This window comes from Caballeronia sp. GACF4, from assembly GCF_023631025.1.
Lineage (GTDB): Bacteria > Pseudomonadota > Gammaproteobacteria > Burkholderiales > Burkholderiaceae > Caballeronia.
This window is the reverse complement of record NZ_JALQDW010000028.1, coordinates 24,599-40,108: the sequence shown is the minus strand read 5'-3', so window position 1 is coordinate 40,108 and position 15,510 is coordinate 24,599. Positions and strand designations below refer to the sequence as shown.

Below are 15,510 nucleotides of genomic sequence, written 5' to 3'. Positions count from 1 at the left end.
CGGGCGTGGGCCCCCGCGTCAGGTAATATGTCGGCGCTTGTCCAGGTAATCCAGGTAACCTTCAAATGACCACGATTCTCGAAAGCCTCCCCGTTCAGCAACGCGTCGGAATTGCATTTTCCGGCGGTTTGGATACCAGCGCCGCGTTGCACTGGATGCGTCTCAAAGGCGCAGTTCCGTTTGCATACACGGCCAATCTGGGCCAGCCCGACGAGGACGACTACGAGGAAATCCCGCGCCGCGCCATGCAATACGGCGCGGAAAACGCCCGCCTGATCGACTGCCGCGCGCAGCTCGTCGCCGAGGGCATCGCGGCGCTGCAATCCGGTGCGTTCCATATTTCCACCGCGGGCGTGACCTACTTCAATACGACGCCGCTCGGCCGCGCCGTGACGGGCACCATGCTCGTCGCCGCGATGAAGCAGGACGGCGTGAATATCTGGGGCGACGGCAGCACGTATAAAGGCAACGACATCGAGCGCTTTTATCGTTATGGGCTGCTGGTGAACCCGGATCTCAAGATCTACAAGCCGTGGCTCGACCAGACCTTCATCGACGAACTGGGCGGCCGCGCGGAGATGTCCGAATTCATGCGCAAGGCAGGGTTCGACTACAAGATGTCGGCGGAAAAGGCTTATTCGACCGATTCGAACCTGCTCGGCGCAACGCACGAAGCCAAGGATCTGGAAAGCCTCGAAAGCGGCATGCAGATCGTCAAGCCGATCATGGGCGTGGCGTTCTGGCGTGACGACGTGCAGATCGCGCGCGAGACCGTTACCGTGCGTTTCCACGAAGGCGTGCCCACCGCGCTTAACGGCGTCGAATTCGGCGATCAAGTCGCGCTGCTGCTGGAGGCAAACCGAATCGGCGGGCGTCACGGGCTCGGCATGAGCGATCAGATCGAAAACCGCATCATCGAGGCTAAGAGCCGTGGCATTTACGAGGCGCCCGGACTTGCGCTGTTGCAGATCGCGTATGAGCGGCTCGTGACGGGTATCCATAACGAAGACACGATCGAGCAGTATCGCGAAAGCGGCCGCCGGCTCGGACGCCTGCTTTATCAAGGCCGCTGGTTCGATTCGCAGGCCATCATGCTGCGTGAAGCCGCGCAGCGCTGGGTGGCGCGCGCCGTGACGGGCGAAGTGACCATCGAGCTTCGCCGTGGCAACGACTACTCGATCATGAGCACGAAGTCGCCGAATCTGACGTATCAACCGGAACGCCTGTCCATGGAAAAGGTGCAGTCGACGTTCTCGCCGCGCGACCGGATCGGCCAGTTGACCATGCGTAACCTGGATATCGACGACACGCGCGAGAAGCTTCGCGTGTATGCGCAAGTCGGCCTTCTGACGCCGGGCGATACCTCGGCTCTTCCGCAACTGGATGAGCCATCGAAGGCGGGTTCCAAGGAGTAACGCGTAAGAACGCGCGGGAGCCAGGTAAGAATCTGGCTCCCGCTTTTTTTTTGGTTTGGTGTTCGACACCGCGCGTATCTGCGATCAGCCGCGCGAATTAAAGCATCCGCATGCATTCGAGCGCCAGTAAAAACCTCCAGCCGTAAAATCCCGTTTCGAAAAAATCGATTTTACGGGTCAGCGTGCCATGCGGTTTTCTTATGAAGACGTGCTTTCTCGCCAAGTCTTTAGATAAATCAAAACATGCACTATTCGCGTGATTTTCGGTTCCGGCGCGCGCAATCGGAAAGTGGGCTTCGAATAACGGGAAGAGTTACCCGCGAAATGAAACTTCCGAATCATTCCGCTTAAATCCATAATCGCAAACAAATAGACAATGAGCGAGGCGTTCGTCATTATCGGAGAGACTCTCACGCCGGAGCGCATGCATGATCCGATCGCAGGAAAACGCCATCGCCGGGCGGCTCTCGACCAGGAAGGTGCATACCAGTGCGCAAAAGGCGCGAGTATTGGTTGTCGATGACAATCAACACGGCGCGTGCGCCACAAGTGCGCTTCTCGACGCCGACGGTTTCCACGTAAGAACCGCTTTCAGCGGCGTGGAGGCAATCGAGATATTGCAAGACTGGTTGCCGCACGTCATTTTGCTCGATATCAATATGCCCGAATTCGACGGATTCGCGGTTGCGTCCGTGATTCGGAGTATCGGCGCGACTAGCGATCTGGGCATCATCGCAATGACCGGTTACGACGAAGCGGAATTACGCCTGCGCGGATCGCTCGATGCATTCGACGGCTACTTCAGACGCGGAGACAGTGAGCTCAACCTTGTTGCGCTTCTTGAAGACATCGTCGAAGAGTGAGTGCAGCGACTGCTAATCGGCGCGATCAGACAGTTCGTACAGCGGTATATGCGCAATGCTCGATTCAACCAGACTTTTGCCCTGAATCAGATGGGCCGTTAAATCGCGCGTGGTGGACGGGCGCGTCAACATGAGGCACGTCACTTCCGGCTGTTCCACTCTCGTCGCGTGCCACGTGCGCGGATGCATGCACAGTCCGGTGCCCGGCGCAATCTCGAACGCGCGCAGCGTTGCCGGATCGGGCAACCCTTCGGCATTCGATGCAGCAACGATCTGAACAATCGGCCCGGTCAGCGGCACGATAGCCTGCTGCGTCAGAAGATGCGCTTCGAGTCGCGCCACCGTCGCAGGCTGCTTGCGATAAATCACCCAGAGAATCTCCGCGGGCTGATCGTCACCGGGCGCGAAGAGATGCGTGCGCCAGTAGTCGGACGCGGGGCTCAGGTAGGTGGCGGGATCGTCGGAGAGCGCGGGCGTGCCGAGCATCACGCCGTAGGGCGCGCAGGCGAGTGGATCGAGCGGTTCGATATCAAGGACGTTCGGCATAAGTCTCTAAGTGTTCAGGGCGAGGTACGGGCAAAGCCGGCGGCAATATCGTCAGCGGTTTCCGGCACGAGCGCGAAGCGCGGTCCGTGCTTCAGGCTGTAATCGAGCATGATCGCGCGTGCAAGCCGGGCGATGGACTCGGGCAACAGGCTGTCCGCGCTGCGCCGATACGACACGACGAGCGGCAGGCCAGGCACGTGGTGCGCGACACGCAGCGTCTGCAATTGCCCGCTTTCGATTTCGCGCATCACGAAGGCGGCAGGCACGGCTGCAATGCCAAAGCCATCGACGACGAGCCGGCTGATCGCCGCAGCGGACGAAAGACAATTGATCTGCACCTGGTTCTCGCCGGCCGCCGCGAACAGATCGACGAGAAAGGCGTGCGGCTGCGAGTGCCGCGCGAAGCTCACGATCTGAAACGCGGCAAGCTCGCTCTCCGAGAGCGTCTCGTCGGACAAGCCCAGCGCCGGGCTTGCGACCCAGCACATGGGCAAGCTGCCAAGCAATGCGTTGCCGACATCGGCACCGTTGATCGGCGTGCTTAGCAACGCGGCATCCAAATGACCGTGCGCAACCTGAGCCGACAAATTCGCGGATGTGTCGCTCGTCAATTCGAGCGTGAGGCGCGGGTACTCTTCGCGCACCCGCTTGAGCAATTCGGGCAGCCATGTATGCACGACCGATTCGATTGCGCCGAGCCGCAACATGCCCGCGATGTTGCGCCGGTCGCCCACGCTCTCGACCATCGCGCGGTTGATCTGCACGATCTGTTCGGCGAAGGCGAGCGCCTTGGTGCCGTCCTGAGTCAGCGTGACCTCACGCGGACCGCGCTCGAAGAGCTTCACGCCGAGTTCGAGTTCAAGCGCTGAAATGCGGCTCGAAATCGCGGCTTGCGTGGCGTGCATGCGCTCGGCGGTCAGCCGGAAGCTACGCAAGCGCGCGAGCCAGACGAAGGTCTCGAGAAAGCGGACGTTCATGGTGGATGCCAGGGCGAGTCGTATCGGACGGCCCAGTGTAGCGCCGCAATAAGCGTCGAACGACAAGAAATTCTCCGCACTTGCCTCAAGTTTTATTTGTTGGACAGGCACGCGCTCGACGCGAACACTGTGGGCGTCGTCATCCTTATCTCGAAGCTCACATGTCAGCCATTTCATTCGTCATCGAAGATGGACCGCGATTCGCGTTCAGTCCCGCACGGCTCATCATCGCCGGCTGGGCGGGGCGCGACAGCGCGGAAGTCGAGCACCATATCGCCGAACTTGCCGCGCTGGGCGTAAAGCGCCCGGCCACGACGCCATGCTTCTACGAAGTCGCGGCGTCGCTGCTGACCGTGGACGAACGGATCGATGTCGTCGGCGGCAATTCTTCGGGCGAGGTGGAGGCCGTGCTCGTGTCGGACGCGAGCCATGGTCTGCTGGTCGGCGTCGGCTCGGACCACACGGACCGCAAGGCCGAAAGCTACGACGTGGCCGTTTCCAAGCAGATGTGCGCAAAGCCGCTCGGCGCGACGCTCTGGCGCTACGACGATGTCGCTGCCCATTGGGACCAGCTGATTGCGCGAAGCTGGCGTATCGATCCGCATGGCGAGCGCGTGCTCTATCAGGAAGGCTCGCTTGCACGATTGCTGCCGCCGGCCATTCTGTTGACCGGGCTCGGGCATACGCGTTCGTTACCTTCCGGCACGGTGCTTTATTGCGGCACGCAAGCACTGCTCGGCGCACTGCTGCCCGCGTGGAGCTTCGAGATCGAACTGCACGATCCGGTCTTGCGGCGCACGCTGGTTCATCGTTATGGCGTGAATGCGCTCGCGCACGTGGAGTGACGGCCATGCCGACCATCAGCACCATTCAGCACGCGCTCGCAACGGGGCAAGCCACGGCGTCGAGTCTCGTCGACGCCTCGTTCGAAGCGATCCAGCGCGATACCCACGTAGACCCGAGCACCTATGTGAGCGTGGATCGCGAGTCGTCGCACGCGGCCGCCATGACGAGCGATGCCTTGCGTCTGCGCGACTACGTACCGTCGTCGCTCGCGGGCGTTCCCGTCTCCATCAAGGACCTGTTCGATGTGAAGGGCGAAGTCACCGCCGCCGGCTCGCGCGTGCTGCAAGGCGCTGAACCGGCCACGCGCGATAGCGTCGCGGTCTCGCGTCTGCGCGATGCGGGCGCGGTCTTCGTCGGCCGGACCAACATGAGCGAGTTCGCGTATTCGGGGCTCGGGCTGAATCCGCATCACGGCACGCCGCGCAATCCGCATGATGCGCGTCGGGTAGCGGGCGGATCGAGTTCGGGCGCGGCGGTCTCCGTTGCACGCTCACACGTGGCGTGGGCGCTCGGCACGGATACGGGCGGCTCCTTGCGCATTCCGGCGGCATTCTGCGGCCTCACGGCGTTCAAGCCGACCGCGCGTCGCGTGCCGCTCGACGGCGTATTGCCGCTCGCAAGCGCGTTCGATTCGGTCGGCGCGATTGCGAACAGCGTCGATTGCTGCGCGGCGGCCGACGCCATTCTGTCCGCCGAGACGCCCGATACCACGGCGCGCCCGCTCGATACGCTGCGCTTGTGCGTGACCTATGCCGATGTCGTCGATGACGCAGAGGATGCCGTGCGCGCGGCGTTCGAACGCGCCCTCGATGCATTGCGGACGGCGGGCGCGACTATCGAGTCAATCGACTTTCCGGAGCTGCGCGACGTGCTCGAACATGCGCCTCAACCGGGCATCACGGCATCGCAGGCGTGGGCGTGGCATCGGCATCTCGTGGCTCGGGAAGGGCATCGGTACGACCCGCGCGTGCTCGCGCGCCTGCGTCGGGGAGAGCGTTTTCTGGCGGCGGATTACATCGATCTGATGGCCGCGCGCGAGCGTTTCATTCGCGGCGCACGACGACGGCTCGCGCCCTTCGATGCATGGCTCATGCCGACCGTCGCCATCGTTGCACCGTTTCTGGAAGCGCTCGAACATGACGACGAACACTTCTTCGCGGTCAATGCGAAGACGCTGCGCAATCCAGGCATCGTCAATTTGCTCGATGGCTGCGCGCTCACATTGCCGTGTCATCGCGAGGGCGAATTGCCGGTGGGAATGTCGATTGTCGGTCCCGCATTCGCCGATGCCGCCATTCTCGCAATCGGTCGCGGCGTCGAGGCGCGCTTCAGGCAAATGCGCTCGAACGCTTAACGAATTCTTATCGCGGGCGACAGGAATTACTCGTTGGACAACGTATATCGGCCACCGAATACTGCGTTCACCTTGTTGCTAACCCCTTGTTGCCAACCCGATATCCACGATCAAAGAGGTCCAACCATGAAACCACGCGCTATGTATCCGTTGTCCGCGACGCTTGCTGTCTGTGCATCGTTCGCTCCGCTTGCCGCGCATGCCGCCGATGCGGTCGTGCTGATCGGTCATGCCGCGCCGTTGACCGGCCAGCTCGCCAACATCGGCAAGGACAGCGAGAATGCGGCGCGCTTGGCTGTCGATGAAATCAACGCGCGGCATCTCGTCATCGGCGGCAAGAACGTAACGCTGCAACTCGATTCGCAAGACGACGCGGCCGACCCGCGCACCGGGACGCAGATCGCGCAGAAGCTGGTCGATGATGGCGTGGTCGCGGTAGTCGGCGACATCAACTCGGGCGTGTCGATTCCGGCATCGCGTATCTATAGCGAAGCGGGCGTCGTGCAGGTCACGCCCGCATCCACCAATCCAGCTTATACGCAGCAGGGCTACAAGACGGCGTTTCGTCTCGTGGCGACGGATGCCATGCAAGGTCCAGCGCTCGCACGCTTTGCCACCAACACGCTGAAAGCACGGCGCGTGGCCGTGATCGACGACTCGACCGCTTACGGGCAAGGGCTTGCCGAACAATTCTCGAAGGCGGTGTCATCGGGCGGCGGCGCTATCGTGACGCACGAAGCGACCAGCGACAAAGCCACCGATTTTCGCGCGATCCTGACCAAGGTTAAAGGTCTGAAGCCGGACGTCATCATGTACGGCGGGTCGGATGCAACGGCTGGTCCGCTCGTCAAGCAGGCGGCCAATCTGGGCATCAACGCGCGCGTATTGGCAGGCGATGGCGCATGCACGGACAAGATGAGTTCGCTTGCGGGCGATGCCATCGTCAATCTGGTTTGCTCCGAAGCGGGCTTGCCGCTTGCACGCATGCCGCGTGGCGCGGAATTCGAAAAGCGCTATGTGGAACGCTTCAAGACGCCGATCAACGCGTATGCGCCGTTCGCGTATGACTCGGTATATGTGATTGTCGATGCAATGAAACGCGCGAACTCCACCGACCGCGCGAAGATTCTGGCCGCGATGCCCGCAACTCGCTATGACGGCGTGACGGGCAATATCGCCTTCGATCCGCGTGGCGATCTGACCACTGCGGCGATCACCGTGTATCAGTTCAAGGACGCCAAGAAGATCGTCGCGGACGTCATTCACAACTGACCGTCTGCATCACGCGGCCTTGGAAAACTAACGTTTCTCCGCGTCCGTCTTCCTGAAAACATCGACGCTATCCGTATGCGAAGCCGCGAACGCCCTGACCAGCATCAAGCCGACGACACCGAGTATGACCGCGACCGAGGACAACTCATATAAAGACACGCTCATGAGAAATGCTCCTGGGATGATTGACATCCCAGTCTAAGCCGGCCCGGTGTCGTCGCAAAACGAGCATATTTCACGTGCATGTGAGAAATATTGAGATACCGCGCGACGCGCCCTCAAGCGTTCATTGCCGTTCCGGGAAACGCAGTTTCGAATGTTTCCGGCCATACGACACATAGATCACCATGCCGATGACGAGCCAAACCACGAGCCGAACCCACGTGACGAGCGGCAAGCCGGACATTAGCAGGAGGCAAAAGAGGATGCCCAGAATCGGGACGATGGGCACGCCCGGAACCCTGAACGGGCGATTGGCGCCGGAATCGCTGCGCCGCAGATAGATCACCGCGCCGCACACGAGAATGAACGCGAACAAGGTGCCGATACTGACCATCTCGCCAAGCACGCTGATGGGCGTGAGCGCCGCGACGATCGCCACGATCGAACCAATGAGAATCTGGCTCAAATGCGGCGTCTTGAGCCGCGGATGCACCCGCGCAAAAAGCCCCGGAAGCAGGCCGTCGGTCGACATCGTGAAGAAGATGCGGCTTTGTCCGTAGAGCAGCACGAGAATCACCGTGGTCAAACCCGTCAGCGCGCCGATCTTGATGAGAATGGAGAACCAGTTCATGCCGATGGCATCCACGCCCTTCGCGATGGGATCGGGCACGTTGAGTTCGCCGTAAGGCACGAGCCCGGTGAGCACGCCCGCAACGAGGATGTAAAGCACCGTGCAGATGACGAGCGATCCGAGAATGCCGATAGGCATGTCGCGCTGCGGTTTCTTCGCTTCTTGCGCGGCAGTGGAGACGGCATCGAAACCGATGAACGCGAAGAACACCACGGCGGAGCCGCGCAAGATGCCGCTCATGCCGAAGTTGCCGAATTCGCCCGTGTTCGGCGGAATGAACGGATGCCAGTTCGCCGGCTTCACGAAGAAGATGCCGAGCGCGATGAAGGCCACCACGACGACCAGCTTGACCGCCACCATGATGTTGTTGAGCCGTGCGGATTCCTTCGTACCGAGCACGAGCAGCGTGGTCAGCACGCCGATGATGAACACCGCCGGCAAATTGATGACGCCCGTCACGGTGCTTCCGTCGGCGAGCTTGATGACGGTGCCGGGTGCGGCCGCGAGCGCAGGCGGAATCGTGACGCCCACGTTATGCAAGAGGCTCACGATATAGCCCGACCAGCCGACCGCCACCGTCGCCGCACCCATCGCATATTCGAGGATCAGATCCCAGCCGATGATCCACGCGAAAATCTCGCCGAGCGTGGCATACGTGTAGGTATAACTACTGCCGCATACAGGCAGCATGGCCGCCAGTTCCGAGTAGCACAGACCCACGAACGCGCACGCAATGCCGCCCAAAACGAACGACAGCATGATGCTCGGCCCTGCGAATTGCGCGGCGGCGGTGCCCGTCAGCACGAAGATGCCAGCGCCTATGATCGCGCCGATACCCATTGCCGTAATGCTCGTGGCGCCAAGGGTTTTCGATAGGTGACTGCCTTCCGCGTCCGCGCTTCCCACGATATCGGCGACGGATTTGCGCGCCATGTAACTCGTATCGGCCATGATGAGTCGTCCCGTTCAAATGATGTTGGGCACGGACCGACTCGGCATGCTTCGGCTCGCGGAGGACTACAAACGCGCCTGCTGAGGAGTTGATGGGTTAATCGGTGGATAGGCGATGATTTCAGTGTAGACCGAAAATAATAAAGTCGACCAATGGATTTCCCGCGCCCGCCGCACGCAAGGCCCGGCGTTCGCGGATTGCCACGAGCGATGGATTACTTCGGAGAGACGTCGATATCGCCGAGATATTTCCTTGCCAGCGTCTTGACCGTGCCGTTCGCCTGCAGTTTGGCGATAGCCTTGTTCAGGCGCTCCTTCAACGCGCCGTCGTCCTTGCGCACACCGAACGCAATGCCGCTGCCGAGGATCGCGTCGTCGTTCACCGGGCCGCCCGCGAAGGCGTAGCCCGCGCCATCCGGTTTCGACAGGAAGCCGGATTGCCCGGCGGCGGAAAGCACCAGCGTGCCGTCGATCCGGCCGGACTTGAGGTCCGTATAGATCTGGTTCTGGTCCTGATAGGTCGTGACGGTCACGCCGTTATTGGCCCACTTCGCCTTTGCGTAAGTCTCTTGAGTGGATCCCTGCAACACGCCGATGTTCTTGCCTTTGAGCGATTCAGGTGTCGGCATGAGGCCGATGCCCGCTTTCGCCACGAGTTGCGTCGGCACCTTGTAGATGATGTTGGTGAAGTCGATGATCTGTCGACGCTTCTCCGTGACGTTCATCGCCGAATTGATGACGTCGAATTTGCGCGCCTGCAACGCGGGGATGATTCCGTCGAACGAACTCTCGGTCCATTCGCATTTCATCTTGAGTTCGGCGCAGACCGCATTGCCGATATCGACGTCGAGACCCTGCAGTTCGCCCGATGCCGACTTGAACTCGAACGGCGCATACTGCGCTTCCAGCCCGTAGTGAACCGTTCCGGCCGCCGATGCGGCGCCGGCACCGAGCGTCGCGGCGAGCAGGACAGCAGCCTTGAAAGAGGCGATCGACGTTACATTCCTCATTGCTTGATCTCTTAAAGGGGTTGAGGTTCGCTTCGCCGGATTTAAGCATAGGAAACGCATGGACAAACCGGCGCGGCAGCACTCGATTTAAGCAGGAAAACAATCTGGAAAAGTATTAATGCGGGTCGGGTTGCGGCTTGCCGGTAGGACGGCCTTCACGCTTACGTTCTGCATTTGCGCTACCCGATCCGGTCGATCGGACGGAAAACGCCCGTCTGAAACGGCATCGTTTTTGCTGCGCCGTTGGCTTTTAATCGTTGCCCGTGCGTCCCGACGCGCAAGCCCAGCCGCGCGGCTCGTTCCAACTTACCTTCGCGAGGACTTATGCATCTTCTTCATGTGATTGGTTCGCCCCGTGCCGGGCGTTCCGCTTCGCAGCGAGTGGCCCGGGCGTTCACCGATGCATGGAAGGAGCGCCATCCCGATGGAAGCGTCGATGAACTGAACGTATGGGAAACCGATCTGCCCACGTTCGATGGCCCGATACTCGAAGCAAAATACGCGGGCATCCAGGGCCGTGAGCTCGATACCGCGCAGGCGTCCGCGTGGCGGACCGTGCACGCGCTCGCCGAACGGTTCACGAAGGCCGACGTGATCGTCTTCAGCGTGCCGATGTGGAATTTCGGCATTCCGTATCGCCTGAAGCATCTGATCGATGTCATCTCGCAGAAGGACGTGCTCTTTACTTTCGACGAGAACGGCTTGAACGGCCTGCTCGGCGGAAAGACGGTCGTGACCATCGCCGCGCGCGGTGTTCAGCTTGGAGGGGACTTCCCGCCGGAGGAATACGATTTCCAGTCGGACTATCTGAAGATGTGGTCGCGCATGGTCGGCATTACCGATGTGCGCGTCGTCACTGTCGAGAAGACCCTGGCGGGTCCCGAGCAGGACCATGCATCGCGCAATGAAGCGAGCGAGAAGGCACGGGAGCTTGCCTTGAGCCTGTGAGCGCTAAGACGCAGCGCTCGAATACGCGGCAGAAATGAGCCGAACGGCACGTTTGCGCGACACGAGCGAAAAAGCGTTTCACTTCAACGCGATACGTCTTTCGCGAGCGAGTTATCCACGATCTTGTCCACTGAAACTGTGGACAAGATCGTGCGACTTCGATCAGTCGCCGTGACCGCGGCCATGACCGTCGTGATCGTGATCGTCGTGCTCGTGATCGTGACCGTCGTGATCGTCCCGGCATGCGCGATCGTCGCGGCCACCCGCTCCGGGCAAGCGCTGCGCCACATATCCCGGCAGATCCGCCGTATCCATGGCAAATACGAAGAACCGGTTCGGATTGTCGATCCCGTTCGGGTGATTGGTATCCGTGACCGTTCCCACAAAGTCGTTGTCGTTAGCGATGAAGAGCGTGTGCCTGACCGCGCCCTTCACGCGGATATCCGGCCCGAACGCGAGGCTTTCGAGCTTGGCGGGAATGTCCGTCGGCGCGAAGCCATAGGCCGTCAAGGCCGCGACGACATCGAGGAAGAGCGTCTTGTTCAACGCGTAGGGCGCGAGGCCGCTCGCGCCGCTTGCCTGGCTCACGTCCTGCGCGCCGTTCAAATCGACGTTGTACACACGTTTGAACGCGGCCTTCGAATCGTCGCCGAGACCTTTGCCGTCGCGTTCGTCGAGCAGCAATTCATGCTCGTTCACGGCGACGATGTCGCTGATGGTGGGATAGTTCGGCTTCGCGTCCGTGCCGATGTTGGTCAACGGATATGCAAACTGCGTGGTCTTGCCGGTACGCACGTCGATGCGCAGGATTCGCGTGTACGGGCCGTTCGTGCCGCCGTCCTGAATCAGCGGGCTTTGCATCACGCCGAAGAGCGTATCGCCATCGGGTGAAATGGCGAGACCTTCCATGCCCTTGTTCGCCACGCGGCCCGAGGTGTTCTCGCTGATCTCATCGTTGCCGATGGACGATAGCGTCGTCACGGCGAACGAGGCCGGCACGCGATACACGGCGATCCGCTCGCCCGTGCGACGATCGAAACGATAGATATACGGACCGTACTCATCGGAGATGAAGACGCTCGCGCCATCGCGCGCCACGCGAATGCTTTCCGGGTCCAGACGCGCATCGCGCGGATACGTGGACGGCTGCGTCGGCGTGAAGTTGTCCGAGCGCCCGGTGAAATAGTGCGTGTGATTGGTGGCGTTCAGCGCAGGCGCGCCATTGCCGACGCCGGCTGCCGCGCCATCGCCATAGACGAGCGGCTCATGGCTGTGCAGCAAGGTCGTGTCGAGCAGCTTCGGGCTCAGCGAATACGGCAGCTTGCTGCCCTTGCCGCCGGCTTCGAGACGCAGCGAGAAGGTCTGGAAGCGATTGATGTAGGACGCCGTATCGTCGATAGCCTTGTTATAGGAGATCGCGTTCGGGCCGCGGTCGGGCACGGCGAGGAAGGTATCGCATCCCGCATACGCGAGTCCCGAGCCGACGCCGCCGAGAAGGTTGCCCGGCGCGCCGTTTTCGAGCGGCGCGGCCGTCGCTTTCGAACGGTCGCCGATGTTGCCGCTCAACTGGCCGATCGCGACGAGATCGACGCTCGCCCACGCGGACGTGCAGGCGATGGACATCGCGGATACGGCAAGCGACAAGGCAAAGACACGGGCTCGAACCATGAACGTCTCCTTCGATGGAATGATCTGAATGGCGCGCGTCGTAAATGGAAACTCGTAACGCGCGCGAAAAGAGTGCGGATAGCTGGCGACCGGCGCGCAGCTTGCAACGACATAAAAACCCGCCGCGCATTATTACGATCGAAAGATGACGTTCGTGTGACTGTCGAGCAGGCGAGGCGAATGTTCGCGAAGGGTTCGGGATACGCTTGTCGCGCGAGCGGCGCATAATTCGCGGTGGCCTTTGTTTGTCGCGACACCGTTCGATCAGAGACGAAATGAATACTCGCTTTATCAGTCTTGCACGTATCCCGTTTTTCTTGCCGCTAGCCGGCGCCATTTTGATGCTCGGCGTCGCGCTCTCTTTCACCGCGCCGTACTTGTCGCTGTTCAGCGTCGAGCAGGCCGACATGACGCCGCTGCAACTCGGCGTCTTCATGACGGTCATCGCGGCAAGCGGCGTGGTCGCCAGCGCGTTGGCAGGCAAGTGGTCGGACAAGCATGGGCATCATCGAGAGTTGCTGCTTGGTGCGCTGATCGCATCGGCAATCGGCTTCTTGCTGATGTGCTTCCTGCGCAACTTCGTCTCGCTCGTCGTGGTCGGCATCGCGTTTCTCGGGGCCGGTGGCTCGGCCATGTCGCTGGTGTTCTCGTTCGCGCGCTCGGCATTGCCCGTCGATGACGCAGCGGAGCGCTCGTTCGCGCTCGCCACGCTGCGCACCGTGCTTTCCATGGCCTGGGTATTCGGGCCGTCCGTTGGCGCGCTCGTATTGGCAGGCGCGGGCTTTTACGGACTCTTTTTGTTTGCGGCGGCGTGCTTCGCGGCGTGCGGGGCCATCGTCTGGCGGATGCATGACTCCCCCAAGGGCGACCCGCAAAGCGCCCCCGCGCATTACGCGGGCGATCCATCGTCATTGCTCGAAGTCACGACGCCTGAGACCGAGGAAGTGATCGCGCCGCATGAAGGCGCGCCGCACACGCGCGCCGAGATCTGGCGCGCGACCATTGCGCTCACGCTTATCGGACTCGCCGCGAGTGCCACGATGATCGTTCTGCCGCTCTACGTCGTGCATGGCATGCATGGCTCGCGTATCGACGTGTCCGTCATGCTCGGCCTCGGCGCGTTGCTCGAAATCCCGATGATGCTCGTACTCGGCGCGCGTGGCTCGCGCCTTAACAAGCAGCGCTGGCTCGCCTCGTGCGCGGCCGTGCATGTGGTGTACTTCATCGCGGTCGCCGCTTCGCAAAGCGTTCAGTTCCTGATTCCGATGCAGGCGTTCAATGCGTTCGTGGTCTCGGTGACGTCGTGTCTCGGCATGACCTATATTCAGGACCTGATGCCGCGCACGCCAGGCGCCGCGACGGCGCTCTTCTTCAATGCGTCGCGCGTGGGTTCCATTCTCTCGGGCGTGCTGTCCGGCGTGCTCGTGGCCGCGCTTGGTTATCGCGGCACGTTCCTTATTTGCGGATGCCTGACACTCGGCGCGCTCGTGCTTTTCTCCAATCCACCGTTCAAGCTGATCGCATTGCGGATGATTGCGTGGGTGAGAGCGCGGCGGCAAGCGGCCTAGCGTCTGTCGTGTCATTCCGCTTTGTCGAACGATCCCGTGCGGACCTCGCCATCGCGCACATAGCGCGTGACCAGCACGCCGCCTGGCGTGCTCACCGATCGCGTTAGCGTGAACGCAGACGGCAGCGCGTCGTCGGCGAACAAACGCTTGCCGCGTCCCAGCAAGACGGGATAAGTCAGTAGACGAAGCTCGTCCACGAGGCCCGCCGCGAGCAACTGGCGCACCATGTCGCCGCTACCGAACGTCAACAGATCGGCGCCCTCCTGATGCAAGAGCGCGCGGGTTGCATCGGCTAGATCGCCTTCGAGCGCTTGGCTGTTGTGCCAGCCGAGCGATTCCGCGCGATGCGTCGTTACGTGCTTGGGCACTTTGTCGAACAGGTCGGCCATCGCGCGATTGGGCGAATGGGCCGGAACGTGTGGCCAGTACGACGCGAAAATGTCGTAAGTGCAGCGGCCTAGCAGCAAGTCGAACGGCCGCGAGAGCAGATCCTGCAAGTTGTCGCCGATGGCTTTATCGGCAAAAGGCACGATCCAGCCGCCGAAGCGAAACCCGCCGCTGCGATCTTCTTCTGGGCCGCCAGGCGCCTGAATGACGCCATCCATGCTGATGAACGTGGAAACGATGAGCTTGCGCATGATGTCCTCTTGGTAGGCAGACGCGATCGGTCCGTATAGAGACGACGAACGATTCGCGGATGAATCGACACGGCGCTCGTTCAGGGGTTATCCCTGATCCCGAAGCTGTCGAATTCAGCGACGATGCATCGTCGTAGCAGTGTGTCCAACTTCTCGAAGCGAGGCGAATGTCATGGCTACCGGAACCGTCAATCTTCACCGCGTCTTGCGCGCGCCGCCCGAACGCATCTACCGCGCATTTTTTGGAACCCCATGCCATCGCAAGGTGGCTTCCGCCGTACGGATTAATTTGTCAGGTCCATCACATGGATGCGCGGGAGGGCGGCACTCACAAGATGTCGTTTCACAACTTCCGCACGGGCCAGAGCCAGTCTTTCGGCGGCGAGTACCTCGAACTGAAACCGTTCGAAAGGATCCGATACTCGGACCGTTTCGACGATGCCAACCTTCCCGGCGAAATGCGCGTCACCGTTTCGTTGCGGCAGGTGTCGTGCGGGACCGAAGTTACCATCGTGCAAGAAGGCATACCCGAGGTCATTCCGGCGGAGTTGTGCTATCTCGGCTGGCAAGAGTCGCTGCTGCAACTGGCGCACTTGGTCGAGCCCGAGATCTCCGGCTGAACTCGCGAAACTAGCGGGGCTGGCACAATCGAGTGGATATC

The 15,510-nt window shown here is 61.3% G+C and carries 14 protein-coding genes and 1 pseudogene; 8 read left to right on the top strand and 7 right to left on the bottom strand.

Going from position 1 to position 15,510, the window contains the following annotated elements:
• Window positions 1–65: 65 nt before the first annotated feature.
• Both argG and NCR40_RS27235 read left to right on the top strand, forming a co-directional pair.
• Window positions 66–1,415: an argininosuccinate synthase gene (gene argG, locus NCR40_RS27240; protein ID WP_250511280.1), complete on the top strand. Its 1,350-nt coding sequence runs from the start codon at window positions 66–68 to the stop codon at window positions 1,413–1,415.
• A 428-nt stretch (window positions 1,416–1,843) separates the two neighbouring features.
• On the top strand, window positions 1,844–2,278 hold the full coding sequence (locus NCR40_RS27235; RefSeq protein WP_250511279.1) for a response regulator: 435 nt from the start codon (window positions 1,844–1,846) through the stop codon (window positions 2,276–2,278).
• 12 nt (window positions 2,279–2,290) lie between these two features.
• On the opposite strand, the gene NCR40_RS27230 is transcribed toward NCR40_RS27235, so the two are convergent.
• Both NCR40_RS27230 and NCR40_RS27225 read right to left on the bottom strand, forming a co-directional pair.
• Window positions 2,291–2,824 (bottom strand): ureidoglycolate lyase, encoded by a 534-nt coding sequence (locus NCR40_RS27230; RefSeq protein WP_250511278.1) that lies wholly within the window; start codon window positions 2,822–2,824, stop codon window positions 2,291–2,293.
• A gap of 14 nt (window positions 2,825–2,838) precedes the next feature.
• Window positions 2,839–3,801 carry a LysR family transcriptional regulator gene (locus tag NCR40_RS27225; RefSeq protein ID WP_244831457.1) on the bottom strand — a complete coding sequence of 321 codons (963 nt, stop codon included), beginning with the start codon at window positions 3,799–3,801 and terminating at the stop codon, window positions 2,839–2,841.
• Between the two features lie 161 nt (window positions 3,802–3,962).
• On the opposite strand from NCR40_RS27225, the gene NCR40_RS27220 reads away from it, so the two are divergent.
• From NCR40_RS27220 to NCR40_RS27210, 3 genes are all read left to right on the top strand, one after another.
• Window positions 3,963–4,646 (top strand): DUF2848 domain-containing protein, encoded by a 684-nt coding sequence (locus NCR40_RS27220; RefSeq protein WP_250469554.1) that lies wholly within the window; start codon window positions 3,963–3,965, stop codon window positions 4,644–4,646.
• A 5-nt stretch (window positions 4,647–4,651) separates the two neighbouring features.
• Entirely contained in the window at window positions 4,652–6,001 is a 1,350-nt protein-coding gene (locus NCR40_RS27215; protein WP_250511277.1) for an amidase, read from the top strand.
• A gap of 141 nt (window positions 6,002–6,142) precedes the next feature.
• Entirely contained in the window at window positions 6,143–7,273 is a 1,131-nt protein-coding gene (locus NCR40_RS27210; protein ID WP_250469689.1) for a branched-chain amino acid ABC transporter substrate-binding protein, read from the top strand.
• Between the two features lie 27 nt (window positions 7,274–7,300).
• Here NCR40_RS27210 and NCR40_RS27205 read toward each other — a convergent pair whose 3' ends face one another.
• From NCR40_RS27205 to NCR40_RS27195, 3 genes are all read right to left on the bottom strand, one after another.
• A complete protein-coding gene (locus tag NCR40_RS27205) occupies window positions 7,301–7,438 on the bottom strand; it encodes a hypothetical protein (RefSeq protein WP_250469552.1) in 138 nt (45 codons plus the stop codon).
• Window positions 7,439–7,559: 121 nt separating this feature from the next.
• Complete coding sequence (locus NCR40_RS27200; protein ID WP_244831453.1) at window positions 7,560–9,017, bottom strand: amino acid permease; 1,458 nt, start codon at window positions 9,015–9,017, stop codon at window positions 7,560–7,562.
• 215 nt (window positions 9,018–9,232) lie between these two features.
• Window positions 9,233–10,027: an ABC transporter substrate-binding protein gene (locus NCR40_RS27195; protein WP_244831452.1), complete on the bottom strand. Its 795-nt coding sequence runs from the start codon at window positions 10,025–10,027 to the stop codon at window positions 9,233–9,235.
• A 324-nt stretch (window positions 10,028–10,351) separates the two neighbouring features.
• On the opposite strand from NCR40_RS27195, the gene NCR40_RS27190 reads away from it, so the two are divergent.
• On the top strand, window positions 10,352–10,975 hold the full coding sequence (locus tag NCR40_RS27190) for an FMN-dependent NADH-azoreductase (RefSeq protein WP_250511276.1): 624 nt from the start codon (window positions 10,352–10,354) through the stop codon (window positions 10,973–10,975).
• 162 nt (window positions 10,976–11,137) lie between these two features.
• Here the strand turns inward: NCR40_RS27190 and NCR40_RS27185 are convergent, their stop codons facing one another.
• The gene (locus NCR40_RS27185; protein ID WP_250511275.1) at window positions 11,138–12,643 is read right to left on the bottom strand and encodes an esterase-like activity of phytase family protein; all 1,506 of its coding nucleotides are present in this window, start codon (window positions 12,641–12,643) and stop codon (window positions 11,138–11,140) included.
• Window positions 12,644–12,918: 275 nt separating this feature from the next.
• Between NCR40_RS27185 and NCR40_RS27180 the strand changes: the two genes are divergently transcribed.
• Complete coding sequence (locus NCR40_RS27180; RefSeq protein ID WP_250511274.1) at window positions 12,919–14,211, top strand: sugar efflux transporter; 1,293 nt, start codon at window positions 12,919–12,921, stop codon at window positions 14,209–14,211.
• Window positions 14,212–14,222: 11 nt separating this feature from the next.
• Here NCR40_RS27180 and NCR40_RS27175 read toward each other — a convergent pair whose 3' ends face one another.
• A complete protein-coding gene (locus tag NCR40_RS27175; RefSeq protein ID WP_250469548.1) occupies window positions 14,223–14,849 on the bottom strand; it encodes a dihydrofolate reductase family protein in 627 nt (208 codons plus the stop codon).
• A 172-nt stretch (window positions 14,850–15,021) separates the two neighbouring features.
• On the opposite strand from NCR40_RS27175, the pseudogene NCR40_RS27170 reads away from it, so the two are divergent.
• Window positions 15,022–15,469, top strand: a pseudogene (locus tag NCR40_RS27170) (SRPBCC family protein).
• The last annotated feature ends 41 nt before the right edge of the window (window positions 15,470–15,510 follow it).